The organism is Cupriavidus sp. 96C5-1 (assembly GCF_057798855.1).
This window is the reverse complement of the sequence record NZ_JBYOJU010000041.1, coordinates 56,603-74,449: the sequence shown is the minus strand read 5'-3', so window position 1 is coordinate 74,449 and position 17,847 is coordinate 56,603. Positions and strand designations below refer to the sequence as shown.

5 protein-coding genes and 1 pseudogene are annotated in these 17,847 nt (G+C 67.9%); 2 read left to right on the top strand and 4 right to left on the bottom strand.

All coding sequences use genetic code 11. The features are described from left to right. Positions 1 to 89: 89 nt before the first annotated feature. Positions 90 to 400: pseudogene (locus AC3FOF_RS33740) on the bottom strand (H-NS family nucleoid-associated regulatory protein). Positions 401 to 1,038: 638 nt separating this feature from the next. Here AC3FOF_RS33740 and AC3FOF_RS33735 point away from each other — a divergent pair. Then, entirely contained in the window at positions 1,039 to 1,467 is a 429-nt protein-coding gene (locus tag AC3FOF_RS33735; RefSeq protein WP_488729063.1) for a YciI family protein, read from the top strand. A 586-nt stretch (positions 1,468 to 2,053) separates the two neighbouring features. On the opposite strand, the gene AC3FOF_RS33730 is transcribed toward AC3FOF_RS33735, so the two are convergent. Further along, positions 2,054 to 2,872 carry an isocitrate lyase/PEP mutase family protein gene (locus AC3FOF_RS33730; RefSeq protein WP_488729062.1) on the bottom strand — a complete coding sequence of 273 codons (819 nt, stop codon included), beginning with the start codon at positions 2,870 to 2,872 and terminating at the stop codon, positions 2,054 to 2,056. 340 nt (positions 2,873 to 3,212) lie between these two features. On the opposite strand from AC3FOF_RS33730, the gene AC3FOF_RS33725 reads away from it, so the two are divergent. Beyond that, positions 3,213 to 4,121, top strand: a complete 909-nt coding sequence (locus AC3FOF_RS33725; RefSeq protein WP_488729061.1) for a LysR substrate-binding domain-containing protein — start codon at positions 3,213 to 3,215, stop codon at positions 4,119 to 4,121. A gap of 304 nt (positions 4,122 to 4,425) precedes the next feature. Here the strand turns inward: AC3FOF_RS33725 and AC3FOF_RS33720 are convergent, their stop codons facing one another. After that, positions 4,426 to 5,148: an RNA polymerase sigma factor gene (locus AC3FOF_RS33720; RefSeq protein ID WP_488729060.1), complete on the bottom strand. Its 723-nt coding sequence runs from the start codon at positions 5,146 to 5,148 to the stop codon at positions 4,426 to 4,428. Positions 5,149 to 5,299: 151 nt separating this feature from the next. Next, entirely contained in the window at positions 5,300 to 17,533 is a 12,234-nt protein-coding gene (locus tag AC3FOF_RS33715; protein ID WP_488729059.1) for a filamentous hemagglutinin family protein, read from the bottom strand. Positions 17,534 to 17,847: the final 314 nt, after the last annotated feature.

Here is a 17,847-nt window from a genome sequence, read left to right as displayed (position 1 = left end):
TCGATACGACGGCTGCTAGAATCGCGGCTCCCGCCGGCACCGGACAAGAGGGTTGGCCGCTATTCGTTAAAGATCCGCCGCACCCCCGGTTAACCGTTTGATTTCAAATCGGAACTTCCCTTCACGGCGCGCCCCGTTACCCTGGCGATGGGCGCACGGAAATACTCCACGGTCTGTCCGGCATTGACCGCCCGCTGCAACCAGTCCGGCATGGCGCCGCGGCCGTCCCAGCCCTGCCCTGCCCCTGAGCGTCGCGGTAGCGCACCGCCCCAGGCGCTGGGAGCGACCGCGCCTCGCCGAAGCAGCCGGCGGCCTGCAAGTCGGTGAAACTCAGGCCATGCTGGGCCATCTGGATGCGGACCCCGGTAATCGCTTGCGCGCGCTCGATTTCGATCGACATGGTGTATAGGTGAATAGATTTGGGGCGGTACCAGATCCGGCGCTTTAGCGTCTTCTGATCGCGTTGGACTTCAAGATTGATCCGGGGATGGCTGCCGTGGAAATCCGCGCCCGCGGGAGGGGACCTGGCGTCCTTCGCTGCTCAAATTTCAATCAAATCTACGGTGACCATCGGCCGTCCGCCCCCGCGCGGTATGTTCACAGGCTTATCCCGGAGAGCGGTGGACAATTTGCTACCCCGCCCCTGTTCTCAGGCCGGCCCGGGCTTGAACTTGGTGCGCGTCACCGGCGCCTGGGCGATAGCCGCGCGGCGGCGGTCAAGCGGGCGGGCAACTCTTCCCTGCCAGCGTAGCGATACGAAAATGCCGATATCTACACTTTTCGTTGGTGTCGTTCGGGACAAAACTGTACGACAAGTGCTCGGATGGCCGCAATAAGGTCAGGCGAATGGGCTACAGCCCACGCCAACAAAGGGCTCGGGGCTGACTCATAACCGTATCAATCTGCAGGGAAAGGACGATCACCCCAAAACCTGCGAAGTTGTGTCTTGCGCATGTCGATTTCCCGCACGATCATTCGTCGTAGTCACTGGAGGCGCCTTTGCCTCCAAACACTATCGTCTTCAAAGGAGAAAACCAAATGCGTGTAATGGTCATCATCAAGGCAACCCCCGAATCCGAAGCAGGGCAAATGCCAAGCATGGAACTCATCGCGGCGATGGGCAAATATAACGAGGAACTGGTGAAGGCTGGGATCATGCAAGGCGGCGACGGGCTGAAGCCGAGTTCGGCAGGCGCACGCGTGAGGTTTTCAGGGAAGGACCGAACCGTCGTTGACGGCCCATTTGCTGAATCCAAGGAACTGATCGCCGGGTACTGGCTCTGGCAAGTTCAATCGATGGACGAAGCGATTGAATGGGTAAAACGCTGCCCGAATCCGATGGTGAGTGATTCAGAGATCGAGATTCGGCCTTTCTTTGAGCCTGCGGATTTTGGCGAGGCCTTTACGCCTGAGCTTCAAGAGGAGGAAAAGCGTCTACGGCAGCAGATTGACGGGCAGATGCGCTAACGAAGTTCACAGATTAGTCTGAGGGGTACGCGACGGCAGCCAAGACCGGTTTCCGCCGCAACCTCGGGACGGGGAAGTCCCTTCCATTCGATTACCCCAGATCGCAACAGCGATGTCCGGTCGTCGATTCGACGCCTCCCTGTCACGATTGGAGCCACTTCTGGTCGACTTGCAGAGAGCAGTCTCGCCTCATCGCTTTCCACGCCAGGCTTGTTTCGCCTCCCAAATTGGGTTTTATCAATCCCAATATTGATACATGACCCGCCCATAGGCCGATGCCGGCCACCCCGCGCGCCGTCCAATGGACTTGGATCCGACCACGTTTCGGCGGACACGCGAACCACGCCTGCAGTGTGTCCTCCATATAAGTCCCGCGCAAGCGATCACCTGGATCCGCATCCGGATGGCCCGGCACGGCCTGGCCGAGGCCGACCTCCAGGTGATCGCTTGCGCGCGTTCGATTTCGATTGACATGGTGAAGGTGAAGAGATTTGGGGCAGCGCCGGATCCCGCGGTATGCCGTCTTCTGAAAGCGCTGGACTTCGAGGTGGCTCGAAGGCCAAGGTCTACTCCCAGTCTTCAGAAACTAGTCCCGCCCCAGGATTGCGTTCAATCGTGTCGATGTCAGGTCGGTCTGCGCATACCGGAACGTGCCTTCGGCGCGCAATTCGTGTCCCGCGCGCATCAGCGCGTCATAGGCGGCCCTGGCCAGCGATCCCCCCACGCTCACCCGGCGCACACCCAGCGTTTCGAGCTGAAGCATATTCAGCGGCGAACCCGGCATCCCCATCATGACATTCAGTGGCCGATCCACCGAACTTGAAACGGCCCGGATATCGTCGGCCGAGCTGAGTCCCGGCGCGAACAAAACATCTGCGCCGGCGTCCTGGTAAGCCTGCAACCTGCGGATCGTGTCCTTCAGATCGGGGCGGCCGTGCAAATAGTTTTCTGCCCGCGCGGTCAGCGTGAACGGAAAGCCGAGCGCCTTGGCCGCCTGCGACGCAGCCCGGATACGCTCCGTGGCAAGGCCGATGTCATAAATCGGCTGCGCGGCGTCGCTGCCTGCATCCTCGATCGACGCGCCGACGATGCCGGTCCGCGCCGATTCGGCAATGCACTCACACACGACTTCAGGCGCGTCGCCGAAGCCATTCTGCAGATCCGCGCTGACCGGCAAGTCGGTCGCTGCACAGAGGTCGCGCAGATAGGCCATCATCGAGGCGCGTCCCACGCTCAGGTCGGCGCTGCCTCTGGACCAGGCATAACCCGCGCCGGTGGTCGCGAGCGCTTCGAATCCCAGTGACTCCAGCAAGCGCGCGGAACCCCGATCCCAGGGATTGGGAATGATGAAACATTGATTGTGCAGTTCAACGAAACGCCTTGCTTTATCTATCTGGCTTTGCATGCTTTCAAGAAGTGGAGTCGGTAAGCTCGCTACGCCGCGAGGCAAAAATCCCGATACGGCGCGCGCCTGGGCAACCGCGTCCCGGGCAGACAAGGTCCGGGCCAGTTGCTCGGCCCCCAAAGCCAGCCAGCCCGTCGGGAGGGCACGCTCGTCTGGCAAGGGCATCGCCACGCATGATCGTGTTCCGCCCCATTGAACCTGAATCCGGCTCTGCCCTCAAACGTTAAAATGGACCGGTTCACATGCCCGCAGAGCATGTGTAGCGTCAACAATCGAACCGGTTGATCCGGCATAATCCGACAGCGGCGAGCGCAAGCCCATACGCACATACCTGGCTAGAATGTCAAACCGACTGCTCGACCTGCCCCCGCTGGACCTGATCCGCAGCTTTGTCGCGGTCGGCCGCAGCATGAGCATCACCCTTGCGGCGCAAGAGCTGTGCCTGGCCCAATCCGCGCTCAGCCGGCGGATCCAGGCGCTGGAAGCCTTCCTTGGCTACCGCCTGTTTGTGCGCGGCCATCGCAGCATCGAATTCACCAACGAAGGCCGGCGCCTGTTCCGCAGCAGCGACGCGTGGCTGGATCAGATGGGCGAGACCCTCGCCGCCCTGCGCCCGACCGCCGCCCAGCATGCAGTGACGATCAGTGCCAGCATCGGCGTCACGGCCTTGTGGGTGCTGCCGCGCTTGGGCGGATTCCAGCTCGCCGCGCCCGAGGTCGACGTACGCGTTGCCGCCGGCAACCGCTTTGTCGACCTGGAACGGGAGAACATCGACCTTGCGCTACGCTACTGCAAAGAAACCGATGCCCCGGACGGTGCTGTCCGCCTGTTCGGCGAGGCGCTGGTGCCGGTCGCCCATCCGTCATTGGGCGCGACCGCAATCGAAGACCCTTTGCAATTGAAGCGGCATGTGCTGCTGGAATTCGACGACGTGTCGCGACCGTGGCTGCAATGGCCAGCCTGGCTGCGCGGCGCAGGCGCGGGCAAGCACAAGCCGAAAGGGTTTTTGCGCTTCAACCAGTACGATCAGGTTGTGCAGGCCGCGCTGGCCGGCCAAGGCGTGGCGCTGGGCCGGCTGGAACTGGTGCGGCCACTGCTGGAGCAAGGCAAACTGACGCGCGCTACCCGTAACGTCCACACCGAGGTCAATTACGCATATTGGCTGATCGCGCGCAGCGACCCTGTCAGTCCCCACGCGGGGATCGTGCGCGACTGGATCCTGGCCGAAGCGAGGCGTATCCCGCGATGATTTCCGAATCCGGCTGACAACCATGATTGACCGCTCATAGAGCCCGATTCCAACGGCACAAAGCGGAAGGCTGCATGCGCGGCGGTGGCCACCTGATCCACGTCGACTTCAATTCCGGACCGCCGTGCCCAATGACCAGCGCCGATCGCACGTTGAATGATGGTATCCCTCCATCGCCAGCGCAGAAAACCACCGCATTGCCGCTTGGTCAGCCGCCGCTTTGGCGCGGTCTCGTCCCCGTTCGGTCGCGGCGAGGCCGGGAAGTCGACCTCGTACTGCGGCGCGACGCGCGCCTCGTCTCCCGTTATTCGACCGTGCATAAGGAATGGGCGGTATCCACAAGCGCGGAGTACGCCCCGGTTGGCGTCTCCTTTTCCGATGCATAGGCACCGCAGTCCCTCTTTCTCGCCTGCAGCAACGCGCGCCGCGGCGTGTTGACACCCCCGACGGCGCGCCGCCCGGTCTGCGTCGCACAGTAGTCCAGGGTCTGACGCAGCACCGTATCCACGCTGCGCAGCGAAATGCCATGGCGTGCAGCCACTTCCTCGCGGGTGAGTTCCTCCAGGCGCAAGCCCACCAGCACGCGCCGGTGACGGCCCGGAACGTTCTCCAGCGCACGATCGAGCGCCGCCAGATCCGAGCGCGCTTCCACGACGGCTTCCGGCCCCGGTCCATGGTCGGCAAGATGCTCGAACAAGGTGTCTGCATCGGTCAGCGATGGCCACATACGGCGGTCGCGCAGCTGATCCGTCGCGAGGTTGCAAGCGACGCGATACACGTAAGCCTCGGCGCTGCGCACCGCGTCCGGGAGGGTCGCGCTCCCCAGGCGCAGCCACGCCTCCTGCAGGCTGTCGCACGCCGTATCGGGGCACCCGACATGGCGCGTCAGGCGTCGACGGAGCTGGTCATAGTTCAATACCAGGAAGTCGCGCAGGACGACCCCGGACTCACCGGCATGGGAGGCCGCACCGGTCGCGTCGCCAGTTGTCCCGAGAGCCTTGACGCAATGCGGAATGCTCGTATCCATGAGACGTCTGTCACCGTGTTCCACTATGAAGTCCTTAACCGCACGGGCGATTCCAGCGCCAACGCTCCCGCCTCGACGACGTAATGCCGAACGCTGAGAGGCGTTGGAGAAGGCGATGCCACGATAGACGCGGATGCCGCTGGATCAGCTGTTACCGGATCTGTTTCAGATTGCGGCGCTCGTCGTCGGTCAGTCGCTCCAGCTGGGCAGGATTGAACCGCCCGCCCAGGCCGACGAACTGCACTGGACTCGCCGGATCGTATGGCACGCTGGACTGGAGGCCGCCAGCGGGCACCTTCCTGCTCTCGCCATCAGCGGGCGACGACGACTCCGTGCCAGCGTCGAGCATGCGCACCGTGAAGATCGAAGGCAGGTTCTGCCGCTGCGCCGCGCGGTCACGCGACATCGCATCCTGCGCAGCGGCGGCAGCTTGCGACGCCGTCGAACTGGCATTGGTCATCGCCCCCACATTCACGGTGGCGACCACCGGCAGCCCTGTCGATTTCCCCTGAACCTGCACGTTGGCCGCGTTGACCACCTGCAGCGCCGCGAAGTTGACATTGCCCGAGACCCGGATGCCCGCCTCACCGGCATCGATGGTGCCCAGCGGCGCCACCAGGTCCACGTCGCCGGGCGGCACCTCCGGAATCGGGCTCAGCGTGGCGATGCCCGCGCCCGAGGACGGCACGTTCGGCGACACCGTGACATTGCCCAGCCCGTCGTAGACCCGCTTGGGCGGGGTGTACAGCACGGTCGTCTTGGCACCCCGGCCGGCGTTGATGTCGCCTTCCGACGACCAGCCCTGGATGCTGCCGCCGAAGGTGGTCATGATGCGCGACAGGCCCAGCAGGATCGAACCCTTCGAGTACAGGGCGATATCGCCCGCCCCTTGCGTGATCAGGCCCGCGCCGGTCCCCGCCGGCACGCCCTCCACGCCGATGAGGGTCTTGCCGCCCGGGTTGAGCATCTGGATGTCGCCGCCGAAGTTGGTGTGGATGCCGGCGTCCGTCGTCACGGGTACCGCCTGGCCGTTCACCGTCTTGGAACCCGTGATGCTGCTGAACATCGTGATGTCGCCCTGGTAGCCGATCGCCCTGCCCTGCGCGTCAGCGCTCGGGAACAGCGTCGCGATCGCCTCGCGCCCGCGCAGGTAGCTGCCGTAGCGCGAACTCGCCGGATCGTTGTACTCGCGCCCGCCGAGCAGCAGTTCCTGGAAGTAGACCTGCCGCACGAAGACGCCCTGCTGCTCGCCGGGCAGCGCCAGGAAATACGCCAGCGCATCGGCCGCCGCTCCCTTGTAGCCGAAGCGCTGCTGCAGCCAGGCCAGCAGTTCTGCGTCGTAGGCATGCGCCACCTTGCCGCTGCCCGCCAGCGGCGTGCCTGCGTTCAACTGGTTCGCCGCGTCCAAGTACAGCCTGGCGAAGCCCGCGTAGTCGGGGCCGTTCGCGCCGACACCGGCCAGCACCGTGATGCCGGCCCCGCCCGACTTGTTCGACGGGTTGACGACATCGCCCGCGCTCGTCAGCGCGCCGTCATAGCCCTGGTACAGGTTGCGCCCGGCCTGCAGCTGGAGCAGGCCCGGCCCGGCGATCGTCACGGACTGGCGGAAGATGTCGCGGCCGGCCTGTATCAGCGTGATGTCATCCTCATTCAGGTTCAGGTAGGCACTCGGCGTCGTACCCGTGCCGACGATATCGCGGCCGGCAATGACCTGGAACGGCTTGGCGGCGGCATACCAGGTCGTCGGGAACGGCTGGAAGGAGCCCGGGCCGAACCCCGGCGAGGGATTCTGTACCTGCCCGAGCGCCAGGTCGACGATATCCTTGCCGGCATAGACAAGGGCCGGCTGATCGTCGGCCGCATGCAGATTTCCCAGCGGCCCCAGCGGCGTATCCGGCCCGAACGCGATCGGACTATTGCGCGTAAAGCCGAGATAGGCCGACGTCGGACTGGCATTGTTCGTGCCTCCGCCACCGACCGCCGTTTCGAAGACCGGGCGCCAAGGCGTCGCCAGCGTGCTCATGTCGGCGCCGGACATGGCCACCACCTGGCTCGACCCATAGATGGAGCCCGCCGCCAGCAGTTCGAGCTGGCCGCGCGGCGACGGTACCAGCTCGAGCACCGGATACGAGAGGCCCGGCAACGGCTCGGCGAAACGGATATCGCCGTTGGCAGCCGCGACGATCAGCGTGCCCGGATAGAAACCGTTGCTGTTCTGCACGTTGTTGCCGGCGGTCCCGCCCTGCAACGGCGCCACATCGCCACCGGCGGAATACAGCCGGATCGCCGATCCCGGCGTCCAGAGGGTGAATGCGGAGGTACCGCCATTCGGGACCAATGTCGTGCTCCCGTCCGCGTTGCGCAGCAGATAGGGAATGCCGGCCTGATCGACCGGGGTGCCCATGCCGGCATCGGCGGCACCCGCGATCACCAGGTCGCCGCGCGTGGCGATGTTGACGACACCGTCGCCTGGCGTCACCGTGGGACCGGGCGTCTTCGCCGAGCGCTTGAAGACGTTGGCTTCGACCGCGCGCGGATCGAACGACGTGAACAGGATGCCGCCTTGCGCGACCGCCAGCGCGCCGATGGAACCGGCATTCACGTTGATGTCGCCGCGCAGGTTCGTGATCGCGCCATAGTAGTCAGGCACCTGAACGGAGGTCGGAAACACCGCATTGAGCCCGCCGCCGATCTTCAGCATGAGATCGCCGCCGCCGGTCGCGGCCATCGTGCCGTCGGCCAGTACGCGCCCGGTCGAGGCCACCGCGAGGTCGAGCCCGGTCGAGCCGCTGCCGGTCACGCCGGCATTGCGGCCGGCAATCACGGTCAGGTTGCCGCCGCCCAGGGTGCCGATCCCCTGGAAGCCGGTCATGGAGCTATCCACCTTCCAGCCGGAGGTCTGCGTCAAGGCGCCGAAATTGATCCACCATGCCGTGGGATCGGCGGACGCGCCGCCGCCCTGGCGCCAGAGCCAGTTGCCGGTCAGGTCCGAATCGACGTAGCGGGAATTGTTGTTGGCGATCTGCACGCTGCCCGTCACGTCCTGCTGGGCCATGAGAAGCAGGTCGCCGCCATGCTCCGGGTACCAGGCATGCAGGCCGCTGCCCCGCGTGGCGATGATGTCGTAGGGATTGCTGCCGTCCGCTGCCAGGATCGGCGCCGATTGCGTGCCGGCGGTGTAGACGCCGTATGGGGTCGCCTCGCTGAAGCTGCCACCGGCCAGCAATTCGAGATTGCCGGTGCCGGTGCGCAGCACGCTGAAGAAGGTGCCGTTCAAGGAGGCATCGTAGCTCGGATCGCTGAGGGTGAGATTGCCGCCTCCATTGAGCGCGCGCACGGTCTGCAAGGCGCGTTGGTCCGCGCCGGCCAGGTCGGCACCGGCAACCAGGCGCAGCGACGCGGATGGCGCGCCGGCCGCCAGCATCGTCGCCGCGGCCGACGCGGCGGCCGCGCCAGGAGTCCCCTTGCTGACCAGCGTCGTCGCGACACCCGGCAGACGGATCCCGGCCTCGAACAGCAGGCCGTCCGAGGCGGACAGCTTGGTGCCCGCGGGAATCGTGTCGCCGACGTAGTAGATGGTTCCATCCGACCCGATCAGGCCGCCGAGGTAGTTGTAGAAGTCGTCGTTCGGCACCGTCCAGCTCGTCATCAGGTAGACATCCTTCGACGCGACATAGCTGGCGCCCGGCGTGCCCCAGTAGCCATCCTGGAGAGAGAACTCGGGACTGCTGGTGATGTCCAGGATGCCGTCATAGACCGCCGGCTTGCCCGCGACCGCCCGGAAGCCGTCGGAGATGCTTCCCTTGACCGCGAGGTTGCCGCCGGCCCGGATCACCAGGGCCAGCGGCTCGCCCGCGCCGTAGCTGGCGGAGGTGGCATCGCGGTCGGCGCCGGGACCATAGCGATACCCGGCCAGGTCGATATCGCCGGATACCGTCAGGTTGCCCTGCGGGGTGGCGCTCACCACCTCCACGCCCGGGCGCAGGTGCAGGGCGCCGCCATAGGCGGACAGCCCCGCCATGCGGCCCTGCAGGCCGGCATTGGCGAGCGCGCCGGCCATGAAGACCTGGCTGTCCCGATCGACGAGATCGAGCCAGCCCTGCGTGATGACCTGGCCGGCGGGATCGCCCGGATCGGCCGGCGCGTTCGCATAGGTGGCAAAACCGTTGAGCTGGATGCTGCGCGCGCCGCGGATGGTGAGCGGTCCGGCGGCCGAGATGGCGACATCGTTGCCGGTCGCATTGGCCGGAGCCCCCGCACCGGTCGCGCTCGCCGCGGTCGCGCCGACGCGCTGCGCATTCAATACGACATCGCCATAGGCCACGCTGCCCGGCGTCGACAGGTCGATGGTCGCGCCAGGCAACAGCGTCAGCACCCCATGGGCCGCGCTCAGCTCCACGTGGCCGCGGTTCCTGGCCTCGATCGGCAGCCCGTAGCTATCGGCCTGCAGCACAGTGCCATGCGCATCGAGCACGGCGCCCGATGCCAGCGTCAGCCCGTTGGCGGCCGACAGCCGGATCGTGCCGGGGGCCGCGCCCGATGCGTCGATGGTGCCGGTCACGGTCAGCTGCCCGCCGTCCGTTGCGATCGACACCCTGTGCGCCTTCACACCGTCGCCAACCACGAGGTCGCCCTGCCTGGCGGTGAAGCTGCGGGCGTCGAAGAAACCGCCCCGGGTGAGCGCGGCGTTCAACCCCGCGAAGTCGGCGAAGGTAGCCGCCCTGGCACTGAAGTCGCCGCTGGCCTGGCCATCGGTCGCGCCGCCATTCAGCGTACCGTTCAGCGCGACCCGCCCGTTGCCCGCATCGATCGCGATCTCGCCGGCGTTCGCAAGGATCGCCGAGACGTCGATCACCGCGCCGGCTGCCTGCGCCACGCCGCCCTGCGCGCTGTTGAAGGTGGCCGTGCCGCCGAAGCCATGGACCGTGGCCCGCTGGATGGTCGACGGCTGGCCGCTCAGGTCGATGCGGCTGCCGGCGTCCAGCACGATGTCGTGGGTGGCGTTCACCACCAGCTTGCCGCTCGGCAGCAGGATGGTGCTGCCGATGGCGACGCTGTCGCCGCCCAGGTCGATCTCCGCGCCCGCGATGGTCGAGCCTGCCTGGCTCGGCGCCTGGCCTTGCGGCGCCACCACGTTCAGCGCCCCGCCCGCCGTATAGGCCATGATCGACTTCTGCATGCCGGTCAGCAGCGGCGTTGCCAGCGTCAGGTTGCCGCCCGTGCCGCTCTGGCCGAACACCGCGCCCGGGTCCGCGCTGGCCGCCTGGTAGACGAAGAGCGAACCGTTGCCGGCCGACACGATCTTCTCGCTGGCCTTCAGGTTGACGTTGCCGAAGCCATAGGCCGTGCGGCTGGCCTTGGTATTGTCCAGCGACACGAACTGGCCGAGGTCGATCTCCTTGGCCACCAGGTCCAGCGTGCCCAGGCCCGTTCCCGGGCCACCGGCCACGGTCGCCGGCGGCGTGGCACCGGCGATGCCGTTCCAGGTGATCTTGCCCGCCGCGATGGTGGCATGATCGCCGGCCCCGCCCCAGCCGTAGATCGCCGGCGTGTTCAGCACCAGGTTGACGCCGGTGCCGGTGGCGTCCAGGCCGGCGCTGCCGAACAGGTTGAGCGCGCTGGACGCGCCCAGCGTGATCGTCTGCAGTGCGGGCACGCCCCGCGGCAGATCGCCGCTGACCAGCCGGTTGAACAGCGCCTGGTCGAACAACAGGCCGGCCTGGACGCCCGCCGCGGCAATGTCGGCGCTGCTGCCGACGTTGATGGTGTTCATGGCCAGCGCAATATTGCGCGAACCGAAGCGGGCGCCTGAGTCCATGTTGACCCCGCCGTTGGTGGCAAACGCCAGCGTGCCCTCGGAGTACAGCTGCGACCCTGCGCCGATGGTGATGGCGCCGCTGCCCTGCGAGCCGAGGAAATCCAGCTTGCCGTTGGACAGCGCCAGCACCGAGGTACCGTAGCCGGTGGTGTAGCCCATGCCGGTGGAGGCCGAGTCGAACGGTGTCCCACCCTGGCCGATGGTGCTCAGGGTCACGTTGTTGCCGACGCCGATGTTCCCGCCGACCAGCACCAGTTCGCCGGCCTGGAGCGTGACGCCGTCGCGGATGGCGAGGTCCTGCCCGCCCTGGAACATCAGCGTGCCGTTGATCACGCCCACCGTGCCGTTGATCAGCAGTCGCGGGGCCGCGACGGCATTCAGGTCCGCGGCGCGGACCGAGGCGCCGCTGAACCCCGGCGTGGCGCCGTCCGCGACGATCTCGCCCACGTTCGACAGGGCCACGGAGCCGTCGATCCCGCCCGCTTCGCCCCGCAGCCGCGCGGCCCCCGCGAAACTCAGCGCGGAGGTGCCTGACGGCGTACCCGGCTGCTCGAACGCGATCTGCAGGATCTTGCCGTCGCCCGGCAGCAGCGGGCGCAGGCCGCCGAACTGCGCCGCCCTGGCGGTGAAGAAGTCGGCGTAGCCTTGCTCGTTGTACTGCGCGTAGCGGCGCACGGCCGTCGCCGGCGTGATCAGCGCGGTCAGCGGCAAGGCGCCGCGGAAACCGGTGTTGGCGATGCCGGTCTGGACCGCGGTGGCATAGGTGCCGTTGCCGACCGCGGCAACGCCGCCGAGCGGCTTGCCGCCGACCGCGCCGAGCTCCACCCGGTAGGCGCCGGGCAGCAGCGCGTAGTTGGAGGGCAGCAGCGTGTAGGTGCCCGCCGGCAGGCCGGGCACGCCCGCGCCCACGGTGATCTGCTGGCCGATCGCCGGGTCGCCGGCGCCGTTCTCCGGCGCCACCGGCGCGTAGCCGGAGGCATAGCCCGGCAGGATGGCGTAGACCTTGTCGCTCGCCTTGCTCAGCGGCGTGGCCGGGTTGGCGTTGACCAGCGGCGTGGTGAGGATGTTGACCGAGCCGCCGCGGCCCGAGACGAAGCCCGCGCCGGCCAGCGTGCCGCCGCCGGAGAGGTCCAGCGTCGCCCCGCCCTGGACGTTGACGGCCTGCGCGTCCAGCGTGATGCCGGGCCCGGAGCGCAAGGTGCCGTTGCCGGTGAAGCCGGTGAGGGCCAGGGGCAGCACGCTGGCGCCGCCGTAGGTGTAGGTCACGCCGTCGATGGTGCCGCCATAGGGAATGGCCAGGCCTGCCATCGAGACGGAGGTCAGGCTGCCGGGCAGCAGGTCCACGCGCTGCGTCGCCGGGTAGTTGGTGCCCAGCGTGATGGCGCCGAAGGGAGCGCGCACGATGCCGCCCTGCTCGATGATGGCCGCCTGGAAGCTGAGGCTGCCGAACACGGACAGGGGAGCGTCCGGCACGTCTGGCGTGGTGCGCCCGATCGTCAGCTTCGCCACGTAGCCCGGATTGTTCTGCCCCGCGATGACAGTGGCCCTCGCATTGGTGGCCGGGTACACCTGGGCCGCCTGGAGGTCGACGTCCCAGGCGCTGGCAAGCATCGTCCCCTGGTCGACGGTGGTGGGCAGGAAGCGGATGTCGCCCTGGCTGACCAGCCGCGTCGTGCGGAAACCGGGCGACGGCGTGTGGACAAAGGTGTAGGTCGAGCTGTCGTAATGGGCGGTGTCCGCCGAGAACACGATCAGCCCCTGCACGTCGATCTGGTTGGCATTGGCCTCGAAGGTCGCGACGGTCGGCGCGTTCGCGGCACCCGGATTATGGATGGAGCCACTGGTGAATCCATCCCGGTAGATGAAGGGCATACCGCCGAGCAGGATATAGGGCGCCGCCAGCCGCACGTTGCCGGTGGCCGCCGGCGTGGAAGCATCGGGCGGCCCTGCCGGCACTGGCCCGGACGTAAAGGCTCCAGCGGTGAGGGACAGGCTCCTGCCGAGCGCGAGCGAGACGTCGCCCGAGAATTGCATGTAGTCGCCGGACTTCAGCGCGAGCACATCGAAGCCGCCCGCCTTGACCATGTCGGCGCTCACCGCGGCCTGCCCGAAGGGCAACGTTGCGACAGCCGCACTGGCTGAACCCGCCGGTGTGCCCGTCGGCAACGCGAGCGGCAACGGACGCGCCTGCGTCACCGTCATCGTACTGGGCACGAGGACCCCGCTGGGCGCCAGCCCGTTGGCAAAGCTCCTGGTATCGAATTGCGGGGTATTCAGCGCAATCGACAGGCTGCCGCCGCTCGCCCCGGCACCGCCGCTGGCGGCGTGCAGAGTGCCGTCCAGGTAGAGCCCGCTCAGCGAATCGAGCGAGATGGCGCCACCATTGCTCGCCAGCGTGAGGGCGCCGCCCGACGCGGCCTGCGCATTCACCGTACCCGCATCGACCACGACGCGGGTGCCGTCGGCGTCCAGCTCGGCGCCCGGGCGCACCACCACGAACGCGGTGCCGCCGCTGAGCCGGATCGTGCCGCCATCGGAGGCGGTGCCATAGGGACGGCCCTGGGCGTCGACGGCCGCATAGGCCTGGCCGGAGACATCAAGCCTGGCGCTCGGGCCGACCCACACCGACACGCCGCGGCCGACGCCGGCCGCATCGAAGTTGCGCAGGGTGTCGATGGAGCCGTCGGCTTCGTTGACCAGGCTGATGCTGCCGCCGTGCGCCGTCAGCGTGCCCTCGATATCGATCTGCCCGGTGGCGTCGATCTTGATGCTCTGCCCCGGATCGACGGCGATGGAGGCGCCTTTCTCCATCATGATCGACCCGCCGCCCATCAGGATGCCGTTCTGGCGGGTCTGCGAGCGCAGCGTGAGGCTGGCGCCCCCGCGCTGCGTGAGCGTCGCGCTCTGCGGGTGTTCGGCATACAGCGGCGGCAGCCACAACGACATCGCCGCAGACGGATCGCTGCCCGAGGGTGCCACGAGGCTGTCGGCGGCGATCCGGTACACCGGCATGGCCGGCGCGATGGCGGAGCCCGCCACCAGCATGCCCAGTCCGGCATTGACGTCGTAGTTGGAGAAGCCCGCGCGGAAGAACGCGGGGCTGAGCGCCGGGGCCGGCGCCACCGACACCGTCTGCGGCAGGGCCGTGCCCGGTGGAATCACCGTGCCGGCCTGGTAGGTCATATCCTGCGCCTGCACCGAGCCGGCGGCATAGACGAGACGGTAAGGGTTGATCTGCAGGCCCTGCGGGAAAACGCTCGAGGGGATGACGGTACCGGCCGGGATCGTGCCCGACCCGGACGCGCCGATGATCAATGTCCCGGCCGGCACCACCTGACCGGGGCCATAGTAGATGAGGTTGCCATCGGCGCCTCTGGCATACAAAGTGCTCATCCCGTTCGCGACGACCCAGTCCGCCGCGGTCGGTATGCCGGATCCGCCCGAGAGCGAGACGTCGATGGGAACGGGAACATCGAGCGGCAGCGTGTTGTGCGTCTCCGTCAGCGTGAAGGGCAAGGGCTGCCCGGCGGCAATGGTCAGCGGCCGCGTGAGCTGCATCCGCAACGGCGCCGGCGTGCCGGCGGCCAGCACGCCGCCGGCCAGCGAGGCATTCTCGCCGACCAGCACATTGTTCGGCGAGGACAAGGTCAGCGTGCCGCCGCCATTGACGCCGGCCGCGCGGATCAGACCGTCCAGCACCAGATTGCCGGTGGCGGCGCCGACGCCGCCGGACACGTCGCCGGCGATGAGCGTGACATTGCCGCCCTTGCCGCCCATGGTCTTGCCGTTTGCGAGGATGGCCGCGCCGGACGACACGTCGATCACGCTGCCGCCGGCGATGGTCACGTCTTGCGAGCCGTTGATCGTGATGTTGCCGCCATTGATATAGGCGAGCCCCGCAAGCTTGGCCGGATCCATCCGCGCATTGGTCCACACCCCGCGCACGTCGATCGCCCTGCCTGCCTCGAGGGTCAGTTGCGATGTACCATCGGCCGTCATCAGTGCGCCCGGATAGAGGTCACCTGCGCGCGTGAACAGGTTCGACACGTTCACCGTGCCGCCGCGCGCCGTCAGGTTCGCGTCGATATCCACCAGCGGCGCCACCAGGCTCAATCTCCCTCCATCGGCCAGCACCAGCGGCTGGCTCACCACGATGCGGCCGCCGCTGGCCAGGTCCAGCGCGCCGAGCTGGAAGCCGTTCAACATGCCCGCATCCAGCCACACCGTGTTCTGCCGCTGCGGGTCGAGCGCGTCCGCCGCCCCCATGCCCGGCGTCACGCCCACCTCCGTGCCGATCTTCACCTCGCTGTTGAACACCCCCGTGCGCCCCGGCCCCGTGTACAGCCCCAGCGCCAGCGCGCCCGCCTGCGCCACCGCGTACTGCCCCTGCTTGTAGCCGTCGGCGAGGCCGGCCGCGCGCGCCTGCGTCTGCTGCGCCCCGTTGAACACCTTGGCCACCACCTCGCCTTCGAGCACCGCCGTCGGCGCGCTCACCTGCAGGCGGCCCGCGTCGCGGCCCACCGTGTAGCCGTTCTGCAGCACCTGCTGCGGCCCGATCAGCGGGCTCGCATACGACTGCGTCGCCGTCTTGCCCCAGCGCGGATGCTCGTCGTCGAAGCCGGTGTAGACACCCGTGTACAACACCCCCGCCGGCGCGTTGTTGGCGTTGGCCAGCGTCCCGTCCGCCCCCTTGAACCACGTCTGCCTCAGGTACCCCGTCTGCACGTCCAGGCTGCCGCCCGACAGGTTGATCGACGAGCCCGCCTGCGTCACCACCTCCTTGCCGCCCAGCGTCACCGTGCCGCCCTGCGCCGCCCACTCGCCGATCCGGTGTCCCTGGTTGCCCAGGTAGCCGCCCACCTCCAGCAGCCCGCCCCCGGTGTACCAGCGCTCGGTCGCGTAGCCGCCCACGCCCGCCGGCACGTACACCAGCCGGCGCCGGTCGATCCACACGTTCGCATTGAGCAGGTTCCCGCTGTCGCGGTTGCCCGGCGCGTCGCGCTGCTCATTGCCCTGCACATTGACCTTGACGTTGTTTGTGTCCATCGCCAGCGCCACGCCCACCGCCCCCGACACATCCAGCTGCGCCCGGTTGGCCACGAAGCTGCGCCCCGTCGCGCTCACCGCGATCTGCCCGCCCGTGGCCAGCGTCAGCGAATCGCCCTGGAGCAGCACGTCGCCCCCGCTGACGATCTCCACCCGCGACTGGTCGCGCCGGTCCGACAGCCTCGACAGGTTGTCGAACAGCCCCGACGCCGCCCCCGCGCGCAGCAGGTCCTGCGCCGCCGAGTCCTGGATCAGCGCGTCGCGCTGGCTGTCCAGCGCCGTGGTCTTGCCGTCGTCGTCGATCAGCACCGCCGTCACCGCTCCCGGCCCCAGCGTCACCCTCCCCTGCGTGTCCGCGGCCGAGTTCAGCAGGTGCACCGTGCCGCGCGTGTTGGCCGTGGTGGTCGCCACCGCCACCCCGAGCTGCTGCACGTCGCGCCCGGCCAGCGTCACGTCGCCCTCCGTGGCCAGGATCAGCCCGCTGTTGGTCACCTTGCCCGCGCTGCCCGCACTACCACTGGCCACGAACTGCGGCGAGATCTCGTTGCCGCGCGTGGTCGACGTGGTGTTGCCGTCGGTGCCCACCCCGCGCCGGATCACGAAGCTGTCACCTGCGGCCAGCGCCGCCTGCCCGCGCGGCGTGGCGATCGTGCCCGCGTTGCCGACCTCCCCGCCCAGCAGCAGCACGTAGCCCCCGCCCTGCGTCACCGTGGCCGGCGTGCGCGTGGCGATCCGCGCGCCGGCCTGCACCTCCACCTTGCCCAGCGCATCGGTGAAGCTCGGCGCCGTGCCGTTCAGCCCGTAGATGCCGTTGCTGCTGAACTGGCCGTCGCTGATCCTGGCCGCCGCCGCCACCAGGTTGCGCGTATCCACCTGGCTGGTGCCGCTGAAGATCACCCCGTTGCGGTTGACGATCATCACCGTGCCGTCGCCCCGGATCTGCCCCTGGATCTGGCTCGGCCGCGCCTGCGGATCGTTGACGCGGTTCAGCACCGCCCAGTCCGCCTGCTGCTTGAAATCCACCGTGGTGTTGCGCCCGACGTTGAAGGTCTCCCAGTTCAGCACCGCGCGGTCCGCGGTCTGCTGGATCGCCACCGTCGTCTTGCCGCCGGCCACCGTCTGCGCCGGCGCGTTGGCGTTGATCCAGCCCTGCGTGAGGCTGTTGGTGTCGATCTTCAGGCCGCCCTCGGCCAGCCCGTCCGGCACCGTGGCGTTCGCCGCCGCGGCGGCCGCGCGCGCGCTGGCTTGCGCGGCCTGCATCGCCGCGATGCCCTGCGCGGCCGCACCCAGGTTGGCCAGCGAGCGCTGCAGCTCGGCATTGGCCTGTTGCTGCTGGGCCGAGGGGCTCGCCAGCGCCGACACCGGCATGCCGTTGGGCAGGCGCCCGGTCTGCTGCGCCGCGCTCTGCGTCGCGCCCTTGGCCGCAAACCATGCACTGCTGAATGCCTGCTGCGCCTGCGCCGTACCCCAAACCCCGCCAGCGGCAAGCAGCATTGCAACGGCCCGGGTCAGCGGCGCCATGCGCAATGGCCATGCCGCCGGTGCCAGGTGTCGTGATTTCGCTATTGCGCACTTGCGCCCGCGTGTGCTCATCTGAAGTCCTGCCCAATAGTTGAGTCGATTCCGCTACGGCAGCCCGCCCGGTGCCGGGCCGCCACGTCCCTCGAGTTTTGTTCGGCTCCGCTTCGCATTAAGCGGCAACAGAAACTCGCTGAGACAAGACGAATGGCTACCGCCAGATCCCTCAACTATTTTTTTGGCTTCGCACTTTGTCGCCGGGCTACAGGGGCGAACTTCGTAAGAAGGTGGGCAGTCCATACCCTATGTATCTGCGC